18 protein-coding genes and 3 pseudogenes are annotated in these 17970 nt (G+C 67.6%); 18 read left to right on the forward strand and 3 right to left on the reverse strand.

Going from position 1 to position 17970, the window contains the following annotated elements; translation table 11 throughout:
* Positions 1 to 48: 48 nt before the first annotated feature.
* From AB0D46_RS31000 to AB0D46_RS31030, 7 genes and pseudogenes are all read left to right on the forward strand, one after another.
* Positions 49 to 666: a hypothetical protein gene (locus AB0D46_RS31000; RefSeq protein WP_362882396.1), complete on the forward strand. Its 618-nt coding sequence runs from the start codon at positions 49 to 51 to the stop codon at positions 664 to 666.
* A complete protein-coding gene (locus AB0D46_RS31005) occupies positions 663 to 2858 on the forward strand; it encodes a site-specific integrase (RefSeq protein WP_362882397.1) in 2196 nt (731 codons plus the stop codon). Before AB0D46_RS31000 ends, AB0D46_RS31005 begins: the two co-directional genes overlap by 4 nt.
* On the forward strand, positions 2855 to 3316 hold the full coding sequence (locus AB0D46_RS31010; RefSeq protein WP_362882399.1) for a hypothetical protein: 462 nt from the start codon (positions 2855 to 2857) through the stop codon (positions 3314 to 3316). Before AB0D46_RS31005 ends, AB0D46_RS31010 begins: the two co-directional genes overlap by 4 nt.
* A gap of 713 nt (positions 3317 to 4029) precedes the next feature.
* Positions 4030 to 4236, forward strand: a pseudogene (locus AB0D46_RS31015) (site-specific integrase); the annotation flags it as partial.
* Complete coding sequence (locus AB0D46_RS31020) at positions 4233 to 4559, forward strand: helix-turn-helix transcriptional regulator (RefSeq protein ID WP_362882401.1); 327 nt, start codon at positions 4233 to 4235, stop codon at positions 4557 to 4559. The pseudogene AB0D46_RS31015 and the gene AB0D46_RS31020, both read left to right, overlap by 4 nt.
* On the forward strand, positions 4556 to 6994 hold the full coding sequence (locus AB0D46_RS31025) for a hypothetical protein (protein ID WP_362882403.1): 2439 nt from the start codon (positions 4556 to 4558) through the stop codon (positions 6992 to 6994). Before AB0D46_RS31020 ends, AB0D46_RS31025 begins: the two co-directional genes overlap by 4 nt.
* 51 nt (positions 6995 to 7045) lie before the next feature.
* Positions 7046 to 7501, forward strand: a complete 456-nt coding sequence (locus AB0D46_RS31030; protein ID WP_362882405.1) for a hypothetical protein — start codon at positions 7046 to 7048, stop codon at positions 7499 to 7501.
* Here the strand turns inward: AB0D46_RS31030 and AB0D46_RS31035 are convergent.
* A complete protein-coding gene (locus AB0D46_RS31035) occupies positions 7483 to 7854 on the reverse strand; it encodes a hypothetical protein (RefSeq protein WP_362882406.1) in 372 nt (123 codons plus the stop codon). The genes AB0D46_RS31030 and AB0D46_RS31035 overlap by 19 nt on opposite strands.
* Before the next feature lie 155 nt (positions 7855 to 8009).
* On the opposite strand from AB0D46_RS31035, the gene AB0D46_RS31040 reads away from it, so the two are divergent.
* Positions 8010 to 8237: a hypothetical protein gene (locus AB0D46_RS31040; RefSeq protein WP_362882408.1), complete on the forward strand. Its 228-nt coding sequence runs from the start codon at positions 8010 to 8012 to the stop codon at positions 8235 to 8237.
* Between the two features lie 5 nt (positions 8238 to 8242).
* Here the strand turns inward: AB0D46_RS31040 and AB0D46_RS31045 are convergent, their stop codons facing one another.
* The gene (locus tag AB0D46_RS31045) at positions 8243 to 8758 is read right to left on the reverse strand and encodes a hypothetical protein (protein WP_362882409.1); all 516 of its coding nucleotides are present in this window, start codon (positions 8756 to 8758) and stop codon (positions 8243 to 8245) included.
* Positions 8759 to 8847: 89 nt separating this feature from the next.
* Between AB0D46_RS31045 and AB0D46_RS31050 the strand changes: the two genes are divergently transcribed.
* The 3 genes from AB0D46_RS31050 (at position 8848) to AB0D46_RS31060 (ending at position 11212) form a co-directional block, all read left to right on the forward strand.
* Positions 8848 to 9786, forward strand: coding sequence for a hypothetical protein (locus AB0D46_RS31050; protein ID WP_362882411.1), 939 nt, complete (start codon positions 8848 to 8850; stop codon positions 9784 to 9786).
* A gap of 537 nt (positions 9787 to 10323) precedes the next feature.
* Positions 10324 to 10692: an AAA family ATPase gene (locus AB0D46_RS31055; RefSeq protein WP_362882430.1), complete on the forward strand. Its 369-nt coding sequence runs from the start codon at positions 10324 to 10326 to the stop codon at positions 10690 to 10692.
* A 292-nt stretch (positions 10693 to 10984) separates the two neighbouring features.
* Positions 10985 to 11212, forward strand: coding sequence for a hypothetical protein (locus tag AB0D46_RS31060; RefSeq protein WP_362882413.1), 228 nt, complete (start codon positions 10985 to 10987; stop codon positions 11210 to 11212).
* Positions 11213 to 11414: 202 nt separating this feature from the next.
* Here the strand turns inward: AB0D46_RS31060 and AB0D46_RS31065 are convergent, their stop codons facing one another.
* Entirely contained in the window at positions 11415 to 11843 is a 429-nt protein-coding gene (locus AB0D46_RS31065; RefSeq protein WP_362882414.1) for an SMI1/KNR4 family protein, read from the reverse strand.
* Here AB0D46_RS31065 and AB0D46_RS31070 point away from each other — a divergent pair.
* The 7 genes and pseudogenes from AB0D46_RS31070 to AB0D46_RS31100 form a co-directional block, all read left to right on the forward strand.
* Positions 11832 to 12038: pseudogene (locus AB0D46_RS31070) on the forward strand (diguanylate cyclase); the annotation flags it as partial. The gene AB0D46_RS31065 and the pseudogene AB0D46_RS31070 overlap by 12 nt on opposite strands.
* A gap of 67 nt (positions 12039 to 12105) precedes the next feature.
* Positions 12106 to 13257, forward strand: coding sequence for a hypothetical protein (locus AB0D46_RS31075; protein ID WP_362882416.1), 1152 nt, complete (start codon positions 12106 to 12108; stop codon positions 13255 to 13257).
* Positions 13257 to 14201, forward strand: coding sequence for a phosphotransferase (locus AB0D46_RS31080; RefSeq protein ID WP_362882417.1), 945 nt, complete (start codon positions 13257 to 13259; stop codon positions 14199 to 14201). Before AB0D46_RS31075 ends, AB0D46_RS31080 begins: the two co-directional genes overlap by 1 nt.
* Before the next feature lie 231 nt (positions 14202 to 14432).
* Positions 14433 to 14906, forward strand: coding sequence for a hypothetical protein (locus tag AB0D46_RS31085; RefSeq protein ID WP_362882418.1), 474 nt, complete (start codon positions 14433 to 14435; stop codon positions 14904 to 14906).
* Positions 14888 to 15211 (forward strand): hypothetical protein, encoded by a 324-nt coding sequence (locus AB0D46_RS31090; protein ID WP_362882420.1) that lies wholly within the window; start codon positions 14888 to 14890, stop codon positions 15209 to 15211. The genes AB0D46_RS31085 and AB0D46_RS31090 overlap by 19 nt, the downstream gene beginning before the upstream one ends.
* Before the next feature lie 28 nt (positions 15212 to 15239).
* A complete protein-coding gene (locus AB0D46_RS31095; RefSeq protein WP_362882422.1) occupies positions 15240 to 15761 on the forward strand; it encodes a hypothetical protein in 522 nt (173 codons plus the stop codon).
* Positions 15762 to 17500: 1739 nt separating this feature from the next.
* Positions 17501 to 17878: pseudogene (locus AB0D46_RS31100) on the forward strand (site-specific integrase); the annotation flags it as partial.
* Positions 17879 to 17970: the final 92 nt, after the last annotated feature.

The raw sequence follows: 17970 nt of genomic DNA on the forward strand, positions 1-17970 counted from the left end.
CGCCCGCTGAAGATCCACCGGTCCCGGATCCGCACCACCCACCAGGCCATGCGGGACAAGAGCACCTGGAACGGCAGCGGCAGGGCGACCATCGACCCGAACCACACCCCGTCCGTCGAGGGCGACCACTATCTGACCGCCACCACACCGGCCCAGCAGCACGCGGTCGAGGCGATCGTCGAGGACGCCCAGCACGATCTGCTGCGTCGCTCCCACCCGCCCACGGTGATCACCGAGGACGACGCGGTCGCCTTGGCCGCCGGTTACCCGCAGCTGGTGGCGGCGATGGATCTGGACGACACGGCGATCGTCGAACTGGTCGGTGGAGCGCGAGACGTGTTCACAGCCGCCTGCGGCGATCAGCTCTCGGGACTGCATGGCCCCAAGGGCAAACCCTGTCCGGCCAGGCCGTGGGTCTGTCTGCTCTGCCCGCTGGCGGTGTTCGCCCCGCGCCACACGGTGAATCTGCTGCGGCTCAAGGCGTTCTTTTCCCGGCAGTGGCAGCAGATGCCCGCCGCTCAGTTCATGGCCGTCTTCGGCCCCTACGCCGCCCGGATCCAGCAGGTCTTGGGCCGCTTCGACCCCGCGCTCCTGGCCGCTGCCGCAGCGCACGTCGCCGACAGGGACGACGAACTGCCCCTGCGTCCCGAGGAGATGACCGCATGACCACCGCCACCGCCTACCCCGACCGCGACCGGTCCTCGGTCTTCGCCGGCGCCGACGTCTGCCGGGAAGCCGGGACGCTGCCCAAGACCACGCGCCGTCCGATCTTCGAGGACGATGCCTGGGACTTCACCGACGTGGTCGGCCTGCCAGTCCAACTCGCCCTCTGCACGCGGCGCTTCGACTTCACCGTGATCACCGACCCGCGATGGCGGCTGGTCGCCAAGGAACTGGTCCTTGCCATGCTCGCCCCGGGGCATCCGGCGGTCGCCCCGCTGCCACGCGCCCACCGCACAGCCCTTCACCTGCGAAGTTGCGCTGGACGGTTGGACGAACTCACCCGGTTCCTCCAGTGGCTCGGCGAACGCGGTGTCCCGAGCCTGCAGCAGGTCGACACCCAGATCTGCGAGGCATACCTGGCCCACCGCCGCTACGTGCGCGACGAGCAGGGCACCGTGGTCGGCGAGAACAGCCCAGGCACCCGGCGCGCTGCCGCTCAGGTCGCCGTCGACCTGGTCAACTACCGTGCACTGTTCACCGCCGACCGCGTTCCCGCGGATCTACGGCCCTGGGGCGGCGCCACCGCCTCGGCGGTCGCCGAGATGCCCAGCGGCAGAACCGAGAACAAGACCCAGCCGATCCAGGACCAGATTCTTCAGCCGATGCGCGCCGCCGCCCTCTACCTGGTCTCCACCCTGGGCCCTCACGCCGTCGCACTGACCGGGGAAGTGCGGCAGGCCGACCTCGTCTCCTCCACCAAGACGGAAGGACTCAGCCACGGCGGCCCCACCTTCGGCGCCGACGTCACCCGACTGCTGGGCGAGTACGAGCGAACGTGCACACCGCTGACCATGGTGCCCGAGCACTACGTCACCGACCGATTGGCCGAGGGCTGGCCCCCGGAAGATCCGCTGCTGCGGGTGGCCACCGGGGTGCTGGCACGGCAAGCCGGGTTCAGCCAGTTCTGGTCGCGCTGGCTCCCAGAACTACGGAGCCGACTGGAGACGACCGTTGCCGCGGTCGGAGTGGAAAAGGCCTTCGCCCGAGAAGCCGAGCAGGTCACCGCCGCCGACGGGACCTCCGCCCTGCCGTGGACCGTCCCCCTGCACCGCCTCCAAGCGGTCGCCCTGGTCGGGATCGTTCGCACCGCATCGTTCATCGTCCTGGCGGCGATCTCCGGAATGCGTGCGAGCGAGTTGATGGAACTGCGCGTGGGCTGCCGCCGCCCACCCGAGGAGCCCATCGCCAGCTTCACCCGCTACCGGATCGTCAGCAAGGTCGTCAAAGGCCAGCCGCTCGGCGGGACCGACGACGAATGGGTCGTCATCGAGCCGGTCTATCGAGCCGTCGAACTCGCCGAACAACTCCACGAGGACCCCGAGGACGGAGCCCTGATCTTCGGCCGGTTCGCCTTCACCATCCGCTACCGCTGGTTCCGCAACTGGGTCAACTCACATGCTGGACAACGACTTGGCCTCGCGCCGATCCCCGACGGACCTGCGAACCTGAGGATGCTCAGGCGCACTCTGGCCCTGGAAATGGCCTACCGGCCCGGCGGCGTCCTCGCGACCAAGATCCACCTCAAGCACATCGCCGTCGCCACGACCGAGGGCTACAGCTCGCGCCCCGGTGGAGCCCAGGCCGAACTCCTGGCCGAGGTCAACAAGTACGAGAGCGACCGCAACCTGGACCTGGTCCTGGCCGAGTTCCGCAACTACCAGCAGGGCATCCTGCCCGCCGGCCCCGGCGCCCGCAGCCTCACCGAGTTCTTCGCCAGCGTCGACAAGAAGCTCGAACCGGCCGCAGCACCGGCACCCAGGACCCAGCGCAGTGACCGGGACGTGCTGAACCTGCTGACCAAGCGCGCCAAGACCCTGCACATCGGCCCGGCGAACTTCTGCTGGTTCACCGACCCCTCACACGCCCTCTGCCTCAAACTCGCCGGCACCCCCACCGCCGACCGGCCATTGGTCGGGATGTGTGACTCCGCCCGCTGTCCGCAGGCCACCCACCACCCCTGCCACCGGCCCGTCTGGGCCGAGCACGCCGAACGGACGAAGACGTTCCTCGGCGACCTGGGCAAGACGCGCAAGACCGAACACGCCCGCCTGCGGAACGACTACGACCGGGCCCTTCGGGTGGTCGCCGAGATCGACGCAGCCGCCCTCGACCAACCCGACGAGGACTCCGAATGAGGATCACCGCAGCACAACGGACTGAGAACGAGAACCGCATCCGAGCCTCCATGGACCGGCTCCTGCGCGGAGAGATCCCGCATGGCGGGAAGTGCGACATCAAGACCCTCGCCCGCGAGGCCGCCCTCGACCGCACCGCCTTCTACGGAACTCGCCCCTATGCCCACCTCCGCGAAGAGTTCGAACGCCGCCTGCGATCCCTCCACGATGCCGGAGACATCCCCGACCCGAGGGACGCCCAGATCGAGCGGCTCAAAACAGAGATCACCAAGCTCAAGGCCCGGCTTGCCTTGTCGGACAGCACCGTCGAGGAGCTCAACGACTTCCGCATCCAGGCCCTCGCCAGGCTCACCGCTCAGCACGATGAGATCGTTCATCTCCGGGCCAAAGCCGCCGGGACGGCATCCGTGACACAACTTCCCGCAGCCCGCACCACTGTGATCGGCTCGTGCAGCTGATGGCTCAGCACCGAGACCATCGACCAGGGGCGGCGACCTGGCCCGCGCCCGCAGCCGACCACGCTCTTGAGCTCGCCGGTCGCATGTCGCTAGGGTCAACGGCACAGCGTCCTACGAACCGGTTCCCCTGGAAGTCGCCATGCCTCGCCGATCACCGGGCGAGATCAGGTCACAGCTACCGCGAAGCAGTACGCGCGGCCGACCTGCAACTATTTGCCAGCCTGCGGTCATACGAGGTCTATCCCTCTCTGCCAACCGCCAGATCGCGGACTTCGAACGCGCCCACGGCCTGCACCCTGGTTCCGTCGCTGGCGCGTTCAAGCGATGGGCACACTCAGGCAAACGCCCACGGCGCGACCCGGTTCCCGACTACGGACACGATGATTCGAACCTGGGCAGTGGCTACCACCACGTCAGAACTCTGCTGGAACGGACCGCCTGGGCCCTGCGGCCACGAGCCCGGCGAGAGCTGCGAAGAGAACTCGGGCCTCTCGACGAACGGGTCATCGCTCGAACGGTCAACGACCCGTTCGCGCCACGAGACCTCCCCTGGTGGAAGCGGCGGATCGAGATCTGATGCCCTGAGTGACTCGCGTCACACCGGAGGGCGTGGAATGCAACACCGCCGACAACGAACGTCGCGAACCCACCGACTGCTTCCCCGCTGTTCAATGGCAACACTCGCTCGTCCGCACACGGCCTCTGCGGACACAAGGCACTCGTACGTCACGCACAGCATCGAGGACGGCGTCGATCCGAAGTTCATTCAGGAACAGGTCGGCCACCTCTACGCGTGCACGACCGCCCTCTACACCGCGGTCAGCAGCGACTTCGCCAACACGATGATGCTCAAGGCCATTGGCTTGGCCTTCGACAACGATCCCGGAGACCGGGCCCTGGAACGGAGTGGACGAGGATGACGGTGAAGCTCGACTACACGTGGCACCTGCGCGAGGTCATGGCTACGAAGGGCATGTTCTCGACCACCGATCTGCGGCCAGTGCTGGCCGAGCGGGGCATCGACCTGTCCGCCAGCCAGATCTACCGGTTGGTGGTGGAGGTCCCGGAACGGCTCAACCTCAAGGTTCTGATGGCTCTGCTCGACATCCTCGACTGCTCGATGGACGACCTGATCGAGCCGGTGGCCGTGGGCAGGCCGCAGGCGAAGAAGGCCGCGGATGGAACGGAGACCACCGGCGTCGGCGACTTCCGGCCCAAGCGGGCCAGAATCACCGGGTCGTGACCGTGTGTGCGCGGACCGGCGTCGACCCGCACGCAGTGATATGTGAGCTGGTCGCCGCGGTCGAACCGGATCTGCCACCGGGAACCGTCCGCGCGGCAATCGATCAGGCAGTTCGGTTCAAGGCCGCCGCCGTCCGTCTGGCCCAGGTCCTCGACGGAGACCCTGGGCTGCTGACCTCGGGCCGGGCTGAAGGACCAGCCTCGGTCGAACGCCTGATCCGCCTCCTGCAGGAGGGCGGAGCCGTCCGCGTCGTCCGCCCGCCCTGCGCGCTCTGCGGCAAACTGGCGCCGCTGACGGGCACCCACGACTCTGGGCTGCGGATCTGTCATTCATGCGGCAACTACCGGACGAGGGCCAAGGGCTGGGCCTGCATGGCCTGCGGCAACGGCGAGACCCCGCGCTACGGCCTGGACCGCTTCGGCCGTGAGGTCTGCCGCGCTTGCTTCAAGGCCGATTGCACCGAGGACCCGGCTGCCGACCTGCTGAGCCACATGTCTGGCTTTGGGCTCGACCAGGCCGTGCTCCAGACGGTGATCGCCGAGGTCACCGAGGGGAAGACCACGACTGCCCGCCGTCTGCTCTGGGACCTCCAGAACCAACCGGGCCTGTTGGCGGGGCAGGCTCCCCACCATTCGCCGCGGACCGTGCTGCTGGCCGACCTGCTGCACAAGGCCGGAGCCGAGGGCGTCCCGGCAGCGAAGTGTCCACACTGCGATCGCGCGGTTCGGCTGACTCACTCGATCAAGCGGATGCGGGTCTGCGGGACCTGCTACAACCGATCGAAGGCCGAGCCATGCAAGTGGTGCGGACGCCATCGCCCGGTCGCCGGCCGCGACGATGCGGGCGCCCCGATTTGCATCACCTGCCGTCGGGAGGAGCCCGCCTACCAGGAGAAGTGCAGTGTCTGCGGGCGGCTCGACGCCGTCGCAGCCCGCACCGCCGACGGTCCGCTCTGCTCTGTCTGCCTCAAACCGCCGGTCGTCCAGTGCGGTTCCTGCGGCAAGCTCCGCGGCTGCATGTTCGCCAAGACTGACTCGCCTCGCTGCCGGGCATGCTCACGCAAGCTGGAGCCCTGCATCGACTGCGGACGTCTTTCCCGCGTCACCGCCAGGACCGCCCGGGGACCCGTCTGCGAGAACTGCTGGGAGAAAGCCCCCGAGGCCCATAGGTCCTGCCAGCAGTGCGGCGTGGTCGAGCGGCTGTTCCACTTCGGTCTTTACCGCCGATGTGCAGGCGAACGCCAGCTGCGGACGCTGCTGACGCCGCCCGACGGCAAACGCCGTCCCGAGCTCGACAAGGTCGCAGCCGCCCTGCTGGACCTCAACCCCCGCCGAACCCTGCTCTATCTGCGGGAGTCAGCCACCGCCAGCCGTCTCGTCGCCGACCTTGCCGCCGGGGCCTGCGAGCTCAGCCACGAAGCCCTCGACGCCCGCCTGAGCCACCAGCATCGGGACCTGGCCGTCGAGTACTTCCGGGCTGTCCTGGTCTCCGCCGGCATTCTCCCGGTCCGGGACGAGTACCTGGCACGGCTTGAGCGATGGATCGAGCAGAAGACCGCGGCCATCGAAGATCCAGAGGACCGCCGCCTGATCACCGCGTTCGCCCGCTGGGACCGCATCGCTCGCATCCGACGACGAGCCCGCGGCAATCCGTTCGCCTCTTTCACCAGCGACATCGCCCAGACCCAGATCGCCAAGGCCATCACCTTCCTCAACTGGATCAAGGGCCAGGAGGAGACGTTGGCAACCTGCCGACAGCCCCTCATCGACCTTTGGCTCACCTCGGAGGACCACCATGGCCCATACGTCGCACGGCCGTTCGTCCGCTGGGCGGTCCGCAGCAAGTTCGCCACCAACATCAGCATTCCTGGCAAGCCGCAGCGGACGTACCACCGCTCGCTCGACGCCGACGAACGCTGGTCGACCGCCCGGAGACTCCTGAACGACGACTCCATCGAGACCAGGGACCGCGTCGCTGGGCTGATGGTCCTGCTCTATGGCCAGTTCCCGGCGAAGACCTGCCGCCTGACCGTCGACCACGTCATCCACAACGAAGACAGTGTCGCCCTCCGCCTCAACACGCTCCCGCTGCAGCTCCAGCCGCCTATGGACGGCCTTGTCCTCCAGCTCGTCGACCTCGCACGCGACCACGAACGCACGGTGATATCGAACGAGCACAACGCGCCCTGGCTCTTCCCATCGCTTCAGATGCCCGGAAGACACATGACCAGCCAGCAACTCGGCCGCCGCCTCCGCACCATCGGACTCCCCACCGAAGCCGGACGAAGCGCGGCCCTGCTCGACCTCTGTGCGCAGATCCCCCCGGGCGTTCTCCAACGTCTGCTCGGGATCAGCCCTGCGGCTGCCGATCGCTGGTCAGCCGGGGCCGTCAGGACCGCATACGCAGCCGAGGTGGCCCTCCGATCAGACAGCTGAGACCCATTGAGCAGCACCGATGTCTGCTCGGCAGACTGCCATCATGCTCGAATGGCCCACGACATAATCTTCTTTCTCGCCCCTGACGACGAGACGGCCGCCTCGACCCGCCTGCGGGGACCTGGCAAGGACTTTGAGTCTGTGACCTGCCATTTTATTGAGCCGGACAGCGCCATCGCCGAGTGGGACATGTACTTCGAGGCACCTTCGGCCGAGGCTCCGCCGCTTGAGCAGATCTATGCGTGGCGGCCGTGGCCGGAGTGGGTCACCGCCCCCTTGAACGATGGCATTGAGGTGTTCGCTCTGCCGAAGCGGCTGACCCGAGCGCTCGGCAAAGCGACTTCCGCCGAACTCGAAGAGCTCGCAATCCGCTGGATTACGCGACTCCGGTCTGAGGACGGCGACGATATGACCGACGATGATCTCCTTGAGGTGTTGCAGAGCGTTGCCCGCCTCGCAGCGTGTGCGGCGAAAACGGGTGGCGGCCTCTACAGCTGGAGCTTCTGACCGTTCCCCCGCGAGGGCCGCTCGTTCTTGACGCCGCTGCACGCCAGGAGCTCGGTCCCAGTGGCGTCGAAGTACAGGGTGAAGAACCAAGATCGGTCTGCTGCGACGATGTTGCCGGTACGCAGTTGCTCGTCGCGGTGCAGAGCTCGGAGGATGAGTGGCTCGACCTCGCGGAGCCGGGCCTCGGCGTCAGTTCGGGGCATACCCAGGGCCAAGCACACGGCCAACAGACAGACACCCCATTTGCCGGTCCTCGCGGCCAGCTCGGCGAAGACCTCCTCGTCACTTTGCCCTACGGCGAGCATCTCCAGCGCCTCCAGAACCAGCGCGCCCTCGCCCTCCCCGTGACCCATGGCGAGAGGCTACCGCGAAGGTGCGATGGCCGAGTCGGCTGCCTTCCCTTCGCTCACCGAGGCAGCACGAAGCTTCCCAGCCAGCGGGGTGTGAAGCGCAGCAGAGCCGGATTACAGCCCTATTCCGCACACTCAAATGTCCGAAGCTACCGACATTGGCCAAGGTCACCGGCAAGGGCGAGTTCTACTCCCTTGGCACCGGCGCCCACCCGGTGCACCCGGTTACCGCCGAGGGCAAGCCCGCGGCGCACCTCGGCACCGGCGCCTACGCCCTCGACCTTCTCTGCATCAACGGCACGACTCGACTGCGCTCGTTCTTATGTGGTGAACGTGGCCGGGGGTCGCTGGATCTCCAGGACGACCGCCGTGCCTGCCACGGATGACGCTCTCAGTTGTCGCTGTCCTTGACACCTCCTCGCAGGCCCCACTCATCCAGGCCGGAGTAGATCAACGCGGTGCGGCCTCGCGGAAAGGAGAGAGCCTCGGCCTCCCCTGTATATACCGCCACAAGTGAGTCGGCTCCTCGCCACCAGGTGTCGGCAACACCCATCACCTCGCGCACCTGTTCGTACCCGTCCAGCACGATGCCATTGACATCGTCACCGGTGACCTTGACGATCTGCTTCGCGCACGTGGACGCGTGGTCCGTCAGCGCGAGCGACTCCACCCAGCCCTCGACGGTGGCATGGAGGGGCACCCACTGATCTGCGTGAATGCCGAACTCGCCAGACGGTCCGATCATGAACGAATAGGGAACTGCGGTCCGCTGCATCCCTGCTTCGAACCACCATCCTTCAGATGCAGAGCCTTCGGGAGAGTCCGCTTCCAGGTACCGCGGGCCGCCGTCGTACTGCGATGCGGGTGGTAGAACCAGACCTCCCCAGCGCTCTTCATAAGCCACCATCCGGTCGAGGACCGCCGCCGGGATGTCTCGCTCAAGCCACCACTGCCTGTGCTCAGCGAGGGCCGGACATCGACCTTGACGCCGTGTGCTTGAACGAACGATCGGGCTCGTCGGGTCAGGCCGTCGGGCACATCGTTGAAGAGGTTGAGATTCACCATGGAGACGCTACCGAGTGGGCCAGGAACCCCGGCCCCCGGCCCTTTGTGCTTCCCGCAGCACCACGACCGGTCGAGCTGAAGACATCGGTCCCGGCTGCCCTATTCCGCACGCCCGAATATCCGAACCTACCGACACTGCTGGAGAAGATCGCCACCAAGACCGGCAAGGGCAACTTCTACCGGCTCACCTCGCACGGACTCAACGGCGCCTTCCACCTCGATGTTCTCTGCACTAACGCGGAAGGTGCTGAACGCTCGCGCGAGAGGTTAGTTCTGCGCAAGTCGGAGCCGTCCGAAGGAGCGCTCGTCTGCAAGCCACTCATCGGCTTCATGGTGGGCGATGAGTGCCGTCAGGTCGGCTCGGATCCCGGGCTGCAGCTGACCGAAGGCGGCACCGAATGCCTGAAGGTCGTCGTCGCTGGTCAGCAATGTCAGGAGCTGCAGGACGTGGCCGCTGTTGTCTCGGGGGATCTCCAAGAGGTTGATAACTGCCATGGCGGCGCCTCTGACAAGGTCTCGACCGGGGAAGCGTTCCAGAGCGCCGTAGACAGCCCCGTGGGCACCGTGATCGTCCTCGGCGTGGAGCGAGGTGATCAGGGCTTTAACCGCTGCGGGTCCTTCGGTGCCGTCGACCATGTCCGCCAGCTCGATGTAGCGGTCGAAACGGGCCTGGGCCTCCGGCCCGTACTCGGAGGCCTCACCGTCCGGGACGAAGCCGCCAGTGAACAGCAGTTCTCGCTGCCATGCGTCGAAGTCACCGACCGGCATGAGTGCTCTCCGTTGTGGCTGACCGCTGGATCGACGGCGGCGGGTTTGACGAAGGATACTACCGAGCGCTCGCCTCACGGCCTTCTGGTGGGTGCCCGATGACGAGCATTGAGCAGGTCGCGACTTTGGCGACGTTCGGCGCGGTGTGGGCGGTTCTCTCCGTCGGCCACAACCTCGCGGATCACGTGATCGGGCCCCGCCTGGCATCACGGCTGGGAGACCGTCGCCGCGCTCATCGCCACCACCAAGGCGACCACCCGATGACCGCCCCGAGCCCCGAGACCTTCACCGTCCGACGCGGCCTGGAGTCGAGAAGGCGCTGGGAGAGCTGGCGGGCACCGCCATCGAACTGGCCGACCAGTCGAAGACCTTCGCGGCCGGACTCATCCGGCGCGAGCCCGTCACCGAACCGGCCGCCCGCCTCCGCGAGATCGCCACCCGGCTCGCCGCGGACGCGGCTCGGGTCGACAACCTCCGCGACCAGGCGCCGGCCCACCGACCGGAAGGATCCGAGATGGACCCGCTGGACCTCCCCGCCGGCGCCGTCTGCGTGACGGTGGGCCCGCCGGGATCCGGCAAGTCCACCTTCGCCGCCCGCTACCCCGACACCTGGCGCGTCTCCCTGGACCTCTACGCAGCCTGGCCACCGATTCCGAGACCGACCAGTCATCCACCCCCGTCGCCGTCGAGATCCAGAACCTCCTCCTGGACACCCGCCTCGCCCGCGGGCTCACCACGGTCGTGGACTCCACCAATGTGCACGTGCACGTCAGGAACGGGCTTCTCGCCCGCGCCCGGTACTGGCAGCGCCCGATCGTGGCGGTCCTATTCGACGTACCGCTGGCCACGGTCGAGGCACGCAACGAGAGCCGCGACCGCGCGGTGGTGCCCGTACGCATCGTGCGCGAGCACCACCAGCTCCTCTCCATCCCCGCCCTCCTATACGACGAGGGCTTCACCGGCGTGTACCGGATCTCCGAGCTCGGCGCGGCCGGAGCTCCGCAGTGAGTCTTGCGGCCCCCGGCCCGCACCCCCACCCGCTGACCCCGGCTGACCTTTCCGCCGGTGACGCGTGGGCGCATGGCTGCGACGAGTGTTGCCTGCCAATCCAGGGCGGGGCCGCCGGCCTCGCCGCGCACCGCCGCACCGTCCACGACCCCCGCCGCGACTATGGCGACCGCCGCACCCCCATCACCATCCAGCTTCAGTTCTGACCGGCCGCGGACCACGGACACCACGAGGAGCACTCCATGCCCGTCCAGACCGTCGACACCTTCCCCGCCCCCTCATCAGCTGCTTCGTGGCGGACCTCGCTCACCTCCTGGAGGAGACGACGCCGCGTACCCCGTCCGCGACCGACTTCATCGACGTGGTCGAACGGGCCCGCGACATCCTTGCCAGCTCCAGCCTCGGCAACCTGATCGACGCCAGCGAGGACCTGGACGCCGCCGTTACCTACCTGACCGAAGCCCGGGAGAGCCACCCGGCGGGAAGAAGGTCTCCGAGTCAGCCTCGAAGCCGCTCGTAACAAGCTCACTGCCATGGACCGGACCCGAAACAGTCCACAACCCGCATCACTGATCTCGGAATCCCGCAGACCTGAAAGCCCTGACAGCACGCGGGGCGCGGCCCACCTACCAAGCACGTCGCGCCCCGCCTCCACTCGCATGGAGGTCACCATCATGGCGTCTCCAACGCCACCAGAGTTACTCCAGGACGGCTTACAGCCGCTACCAGTCGTCTCCGCTGTCGCGCAGCGAACGACCGAGGTAGTCCCGCAGGTTGTTGGCTACCCATCTGCGGCTGTCGCTCTCGTGTTCCCAGACGAACACATCTGCCCGTTCGGGCTTCTGCACGAAGGCGAACTGGTCACCACCTCCGTTGTCCCCGAAGAACAGGAGGGCGTCGAAAGGCATATACAGCTGGGCGAAGGACTCGTCAGACCAGAAGAGCAGGTTCTGCTCGACGATCTGGTCCACGGTCCAGACCGTGTCCACGTGGGTGCGTCCGATCACCCCGTTGCTTTCGAGAAGCAACTGCTTGAGTTGCGCTGGCAACGCCCGCCCCAGCCGCTTCTCGGCTTCGACGATCTCGGGCACCTGAGCAGGCTCCCGGAAGCCTGCCTTGGGAAAGACCTCCTGGACCACTTGTCTCCACATGATCGAGAGCTTAGCCAGGCGCAGTCGCACCTTCTGCAGGCCGGAGTCTTAGTCCGGGAAAACAACTTCAAGGGACTCAACGACACCCACGGCCATGCCGCCGGCGACAAGGCCCTTGCCGTGACCTGCGAGCGCCTGGCGCGCTGGGCCGGGCCGCAGGGAGTCGGCGGCCGCCTGGGCGGAGACGAGTTCGCCGTCGCGACCCGGGTGCTGTTCCAGGCTTGCGGCGCCGTCCTGCCGAACTGTTGAGGAGGCTGCGGCCATGAACGTCCTGTACTTCAACGGTCCTGTGCAGAACGGCGCGTTCAGCATCGCCGAACGGCCGGGCAAGGCGGCCGGGATCCGCGCGGCCGAAGCACTCAACTTCCTTCTGGGTGCCCGGCCAGTCCCGCATCTGTGGAACACGGTCACTCTGGCCGGGGACCTGCGCCACCGTGACGCCCACGACCGGGTTACCGTCGGGCGGCAGGAGCGGGAGGAACTTGCGATAGCCGCCAGTTACGCGCCGGGCCCTGCCCCGGCCGGTGGTGTTCTCACCGACACCACGCCCCTCGTGGCCGCCCTCGCGCTGGAGATGATCGAACGCCGTCTGGCGGAAAGCGCCTTGACGGTCGTTCCTACGGCAGTCCATCTCTGTGCCCGCTGCGGTCACATGAGCGGCGCCGTCGCCCACGCCTGCCGGTCGTGCGGGCACCAGGGCTCCCGGCCTGCCACCCGGCGGCTGCTGGTCTGGGACCGGCCCCCCGGCGCGCCGGTACTCGTACGTGATGACTTCCACGCCCATCAGGCTCGGCCACCGGGACATCTGCTGACCATCGCCCAGAACGTTCCGGAGAGGCTGATCCTGTCGCGCACCCGCGCGCACGGGATCAGTCTCGCGCCGCTCGGGCTGGACGGTCTGGTCCTGGACCCGCGGGCCGGCGTGCACATCGCCGTACTGGCCGCCGCCGCCCGGCATGGCGCCGGGCAGCCGGTGATGACGCTCACCGAGAACGCCGCGGCGAACGTCGCCGCCTACGGGGCCCCGTTCCGGTGGCACGACGAAACACGGCTGCGGTACGCGCTGCACGGGCGCATCCCTTACGACGACACCGCAGCGCTGCGGCGCCTGTGCGAGGTGCATCGCGTCAGCCCCCTGCTACGAGAGCTGTTCCTCGCCTGGTTCCTACCGGTGTGCTCCCTGCACCTGCGGGCGGGCATCACCGAGGCACAGCTCCCGGCCCTGCTGAAATTTTGGCGCCGCGCCCACCTGGCCCGGACCGACCTACCGGGGAGTGACGTTCTCACCGAACTGCGGCGCCGCGTCGCGGTGGGTGATATGCGCTGGGTCATGGAAGTCCGGACCCTGTCCCGGGCCATTCCCGAGGACCCGATCACCCAGGGTTCTGCCAAGGAGCCAGAAGGAGCGAGCTGATGAACGAGAACGACTGGAGGTTCGTCAAAAGGCGGACTGCCGCTGCCGACGGCGCGGTGTACGTGTCGGCCGACGGAACGCTCTACCGACGCACCGGCGGAGCCGAGCTCCGGGCAGAGGCAGACTTCCAGCGCCGGATCGCGGAACTGGACTACCCGGTCCCCCACGTCCTGGAGGAGGGCGTCACCGGCGACGGTCACTACTACGTCGTGGAGGAATCGCTGGGCGAGCAGACGCTGCACGACCGAGCGGTGGCATCCCTGGACGGCGGCCGCGCCCTGTACGACGACGTCGTCGACGCCGCCGGACAGGTCGGCGCCCGGCTGCTGCGCGCCCAGACTGCCCACCTTGTCGCGCCCGAGCCCGGGGCCCTGCGGCAGTGGCTGAACAGTGCCGGGTTCACCCAGAACGTCTTCCTGGAGAACCCCGACCTGGACAACACCCGCACACACGCCGCTCTCGATCACGCACTGGACAACCTAGGCTCGGTTCCGCTGGTGCGGGGCCACCTCGACTACGGGTTGCCCAATGTCCTGCCGGCCGGGGTCATCGACTGGCAGCATCACGGCCTGGTTCCCCTCGGCTACGACGTCCTAGCCGCCCTGGAAATCATTGCCTTCAAGGGCGGCAGCAAGGGCTACACCGCGGGCCCCGCTCAGCGGCGTCGCTACCTCGCCGTGCTGGACGAAGCGGCCCTTAACACGGTCGGACAGCCGGTCAGTCAGAACCTGGGCGCATACCTGCTCGTCAAGGCCCTGTTCTTCCTCGCCCTGATGCGGCCCACCGACCCCTCTCGTATGGACAAGCACCTGAAGTGGCAGTACCGCCGTCATCTCTTCATGAAGGGACTCGAGCAGTATGAGCGCACCAGGACGGTCGATACCGCCCTCTTCCCCGGCCTTGACGAGTTCGCCACTCGGCACAGTGCTGGCGACCATCCGTGACCGCGACTACCTTCTGGACCGCACCGGGGTGATTTTCAAAGTCATCGGCGATGTCCACTCCGGCACGCACTTCCTCGGATACATGAAGTACTACCCGGACGCACGCGGTGACCGGGAGCTGTTCGGCCGGACGTCCCGGCAGAACAGTGTCGTGTCCAAAGCATTCGGAATCCTCGCCGCCCGACCCGAGTGCTCCTCTACTCCCCCGCCGTGGGCTGCGTCATCACCGGCGTGCCCCGCGAAGACATCGTCACCCACTACTCCTGCCGCCAGACCCTCGCCGCCCTGCACCAAACCCCCGACCTCCTGAACCGAACGGCGGTCGGTAAGGACCTGTTCGCCATCATCAACTGGATCGTCGCCGCCGGCGCCGCGGACGTCATCGGGGTCACCGGTTCCTTCCTGGTCGGCGCCTGCAACGCCCGCTCCGACATCGATCTGGTCTGCTACGGGTCGCGCGGTTACGAGGCGGCCCGAGAACTGTTCGCCGAACGGGCCCTCATCCGCCCGTACGAGGGCGAGACCCTCACCCGGCTGTATGTGCGGCGCGCCAAATACATGGTGGGAGGAAGCTTCGACGCGCCATGCGCCAGGAAGCCCGAAAACTCCAGGGCCTCACAACCGGCGCGGAGGCGCACATCAACTGTGAGCCGCTCAGGGCCGACGGCGACAAGACGTTCGCCGGGGTGGTTGCCAAAGAAGTAGGAGCGATCTCCGTTCTTGCCCGGATCACCGATCACTCCCAAGGCCTGGCGACGCCGGCGCTCTACGGGATCGAGGTGGATACCGTCACGGAGTCCACCATCGACGAGCCGTCCGTGTTCGCCCCCCGGATCACCCACCTGCGCAGCTACCTCGGCGCCTACACCAGGGCATTTCGCACTGGCGACGCCGTCTACCTGTCCGGCCGATTGGTCCACATTCAAGGGCCCGACGCACACAGCGGCTTCGGCATCGAGTTGACCCCGTGGTCGGCAGCCGAGTCTTTCCTCGCCAACCTGACCCACTGATCCGGGCGGATGGGGACATTCCCGGCCCTTGTCGACGAACACGTCGAGGGGCACCAGCTCGGGCAGGTCTTGGAGGGCGACGCGGAACAGCAGCGGGCCCGGCGGGCGAGCCACGACGCCCAGAGGACCGCATGGGAGCCAGTACGCCGAGCGACTCGGCGCCACGGGCTACCCGCCCCGGGAGGCCCACGAGCTCGGCGAGCGCCTTGCCGCCCTGCGGGCCACCCTGCCCCGGCACGCCCAGGACATCGACGGCATCAACGAGCGAAAGGCGGCCGGTCTCCACGGCGCCGCGGTGAAGGCCAGCGAACAAGCCGTCTACTGGAGCGGCCACGTCCAACTCACCCAGGCCGAGGAGGCGCAGCGCCGGGAGATCTCCATGAAGTTCCCGCAGCTGCACGACAGGGAGATCAGCGCCCGGGCGCTCGAACAGCAAAGGCAGGCGGCCGCGGCCGCCGAGCAACGCCGGCAGACGACGTCCACGCAGGACGACCAGACGTCGTACACCGTCCCGACGCCGACCCAGTCCGGGCCGAGCATGCGCCTATGAGCGGACAAGACCGGCGCAGTGCACCGACTACTGCTGCGCAGGACGCTCTCGGACCGAGGCGAAGCCCAGCCCGAGGTTCCGCCAGCCTGTCCCGAGTGCAGGCCCTGGTCCCCGACGACGTCGTCCAGCCGCCGATCCGTCTCTGCCCGTTCGGCAGGGAACAGCCTCGGCGGGGCGGACGTCGTCGGGGTCCTGGTGCTCATGCTCGGACCGGTGCCCAAGGGGCGGCGCGTAGTGCTCACCGTCGAAGTCTCACAGGCCAGCAGCAGATCGAAGATCTGGGGTCAGTGCGCCGTGCAGAGGCAGAAGGAGCCGAAGCACATCTTGCAGCGAGGCTTACCCCTACACCGACAGGACTGGCCACAGTCGACGCCCTCAGTGTGGTGCCTGACGGCTTCCGCGTCGGTCTCGTCGTATTCCTCGCGGCAGGTGGTGCACTTCGTCATGACGCCCGAGTGTGCCAGCAACTAGGCGAGCCGGTCCGGCTCCTGACCCTCCTCTCGGCCGGCGCGACGGCTGCGAAGACGGGCTGTGGCCCAGGCTCCCGTCGCAAGTACGAGGCCAGCGCCCAGGCTGCCGAGGAACTCAGGAAGGGCGGCGAGGAGAACGTTGTACACGGGCATGGCGACGCGCCAAAGGGCCGACCGCGCGCCGCACTCCTCCACTGACATCCGAGAACAAGGGTCATCTGGCACCACGCCCCGACCCGAGGACGCTGGCGGGCGGTCCCCCAGCAGCAACTCCAGGTTCCGTCTGTGCCGTTCCCCAGTCTGCCTGGCCCGACAGCACTGCGGACGGGTTTCTGTACGAAGCCCACTGATCGGGTAGATCAGCTACTTCGAGGACGTCGACGGTTCCGGGAACGCCCCGGGACGACCCGCTGGGCCTCATCCCGTCGCTGCCTCTCACCGGGCCGGCTCTGTCCTTGCTGCCTACTCGGCCGTTCGGAGTCACGCCTGTTCTGCGGGCGTTCGAGCTCATGCTTGTTTTGGGACTGATCGCTTCCCAGGTTCTTCTGATCACGGCTCTGCGTGGCATTGCCACGGTTCCAATAGGACTGCCACCAGGCCAATCGATCCTCTGATCGTTGAGGGAAGACCGCCGCAGCAAGAAGGCGCCCAGCACCAGGTAGAGACATCAAAGCTACAGCCCACCACGGAGCTCCTAGGTAGAGCATGATCACTGGAGGGGAGGAAGCTGCGGTCGCCCCAGCCCATGCAAATCCAGATCGATTGTTCAAGAGCATGCCGACGCACCAAGGGCCCTGACCGCGCGTCGTACTCCTTCTCGATCTTGTGCGTAGACATTCGCGGCACCCCACCCAGGGCCGCAGGTGTGATCGGTCTGCCACGCTCGACCAGGACGGCGGGCCAATCGAGCGATGGCATCTAGTGCCGACGGCAACTCTGCCCTCCCACCGCAACCGATGTCTCTGCTTTGTCGGTTCCTCCAGCTTTATGCTGAAAAAACGATTCTGGCACCGTGTTCAAGATCCGATCCGTTTCCGCACACCCCCGCGACACGCCCGGGAGCCAGATTCCGGGACCAGTTCTGGTGTCCAACCAGGGCGTTCAGGAAGTCTCGGCGTGCAGGAACCCGGGCACCCCGGTTTCTGTAACCAGGTATTTGTCTGGCCAGACGATCCCCCACGAACCTTGCTTGCTACGACTTCGCCTTCCATCTCGTCGATGTCCTCCCCGAGGGCTCGGACGACCCAGAGATCGCTGAGCGTTTGCTCCACCGCCCGGCTGCTGCCCCGCCTGATCGGCGACCGGACCCGCGGCCCGCTGCTCGTCACCCACCGCCGCCCCGGGCCCGGCAAGGTCCTCACCCCGCGCGACATCTGCCCCGACACCGGCCTGGCCCGCCTGTCCTACGGCCAGCTGCGCGCCCTGCTGGACCGGCACACCTGCGTCGGCGGCGAGGAGGGCACCGGCTGGGACCCGTACGAGTTCCGGCACTCCGGCCTGACCCACCTCGGCGAGCAGGGCGTCTCGCTGCTGCTGTTCATGGCGAAGTCGAGGCACAAGTCCGTCAGCGCCGCCCGTAAGTACTTCAAGCCCGGCGCGGCCGCCCTCGCCGAGGTCACCAGCCTGCTCGCCCCCAGCGACCGCTGACCCCGGACGTGGCGCCGGCGTGCGCCGGACCCTGCGCCCCGGCGGGCTCTTCGCCTTCCCGATCGGCGCCCCGATCCCGCCGAGCTCCCCGG

The organism is Streptomyces sp. NPDC048383 (assembly GCF_040651775.1).
Taxonomy (GTDB): domain Bacteria; phylum Actinomycetota; class Actinomycetes; order Streptomycetales; family Streptomycetaceae; genus Streptomyces.

Excerpts from the sequence above, each read along its gene's own strand:
- AB0D46_RS31020 (WP_362882401.1), top strand. The coding sequence starts at position 4,233 with ATGACGGTGAAGCTCGACTACACGTGGCACCTGCGCGAGGTCATGGCT.
- AB0D46_RS31005 (WP_362882397.1), top strand. The coding sequence starts at position 663 with ATGACCACCGCCACCGCCTACCCCGACCGCGACCGGTCCTCGGTCTTC.
- AB0D46_RS31035 (WP_362882406.1), bottom strand. The coding sequence starts at position 7,854 with ATGGGTCACGGGGAGGGCGAGGGCGCGCTGGTTCTGGAGGCGCTGGAG.
- AB0D46_RS31030 (WP_362882405.1), top strand. The coding sequence starts at position 7,046 with ATGGCCCACGACATAATCTTCTTTCTCGCCCCTGACGACGAGACGGCC.
- AB0D46_RS31075 (WP_362882416.1), top strand. The coding sequence starts at position 12,106 with ATGAACGTCCTGTACTTCAACGGTCCTGTGCAGAACGGCGCGTTCAGC.
- AB0D46_RS31080 (WP_362882417.1), top strand. The coding sequence starts at position 13,257 with ATGAACGAGAACGACTGGAGGTTCGTCAAAAGGCGGACTGCCGCTGCC.
- AB0D46_RS31045 (WP_362882409.1), bottom strand. The coding sequence starts at position 8,758 with ATGGTGGCTTATGAAGAGCGCTGGGGAGGTCTGGTTCTACCACCCGCA.
- AB0D46_RS31065 (WP_362882414.1), bottom strand. The coding sequence starts at position 11,843 with ATGTGGAGACAAGTGGTCCAGGAGGTCTTTCCCAAGGCAGGCTTCCGG.
- AB0D46_RS31000 (WP_362882396.1), top strand. The coding sequence starts at position 49 with ATGCGGGACAAGAGCACCTGGAACGGCAGCGGCAGGGCGACCATCGAC.
- AB0D46_RS31010 (WP_362882399.1), top strand. The coding sequence starts at position 2,855 with ATGAGGATCACCGCAGCACAACGGACTGAGAACGAGAACCGCATCCGA.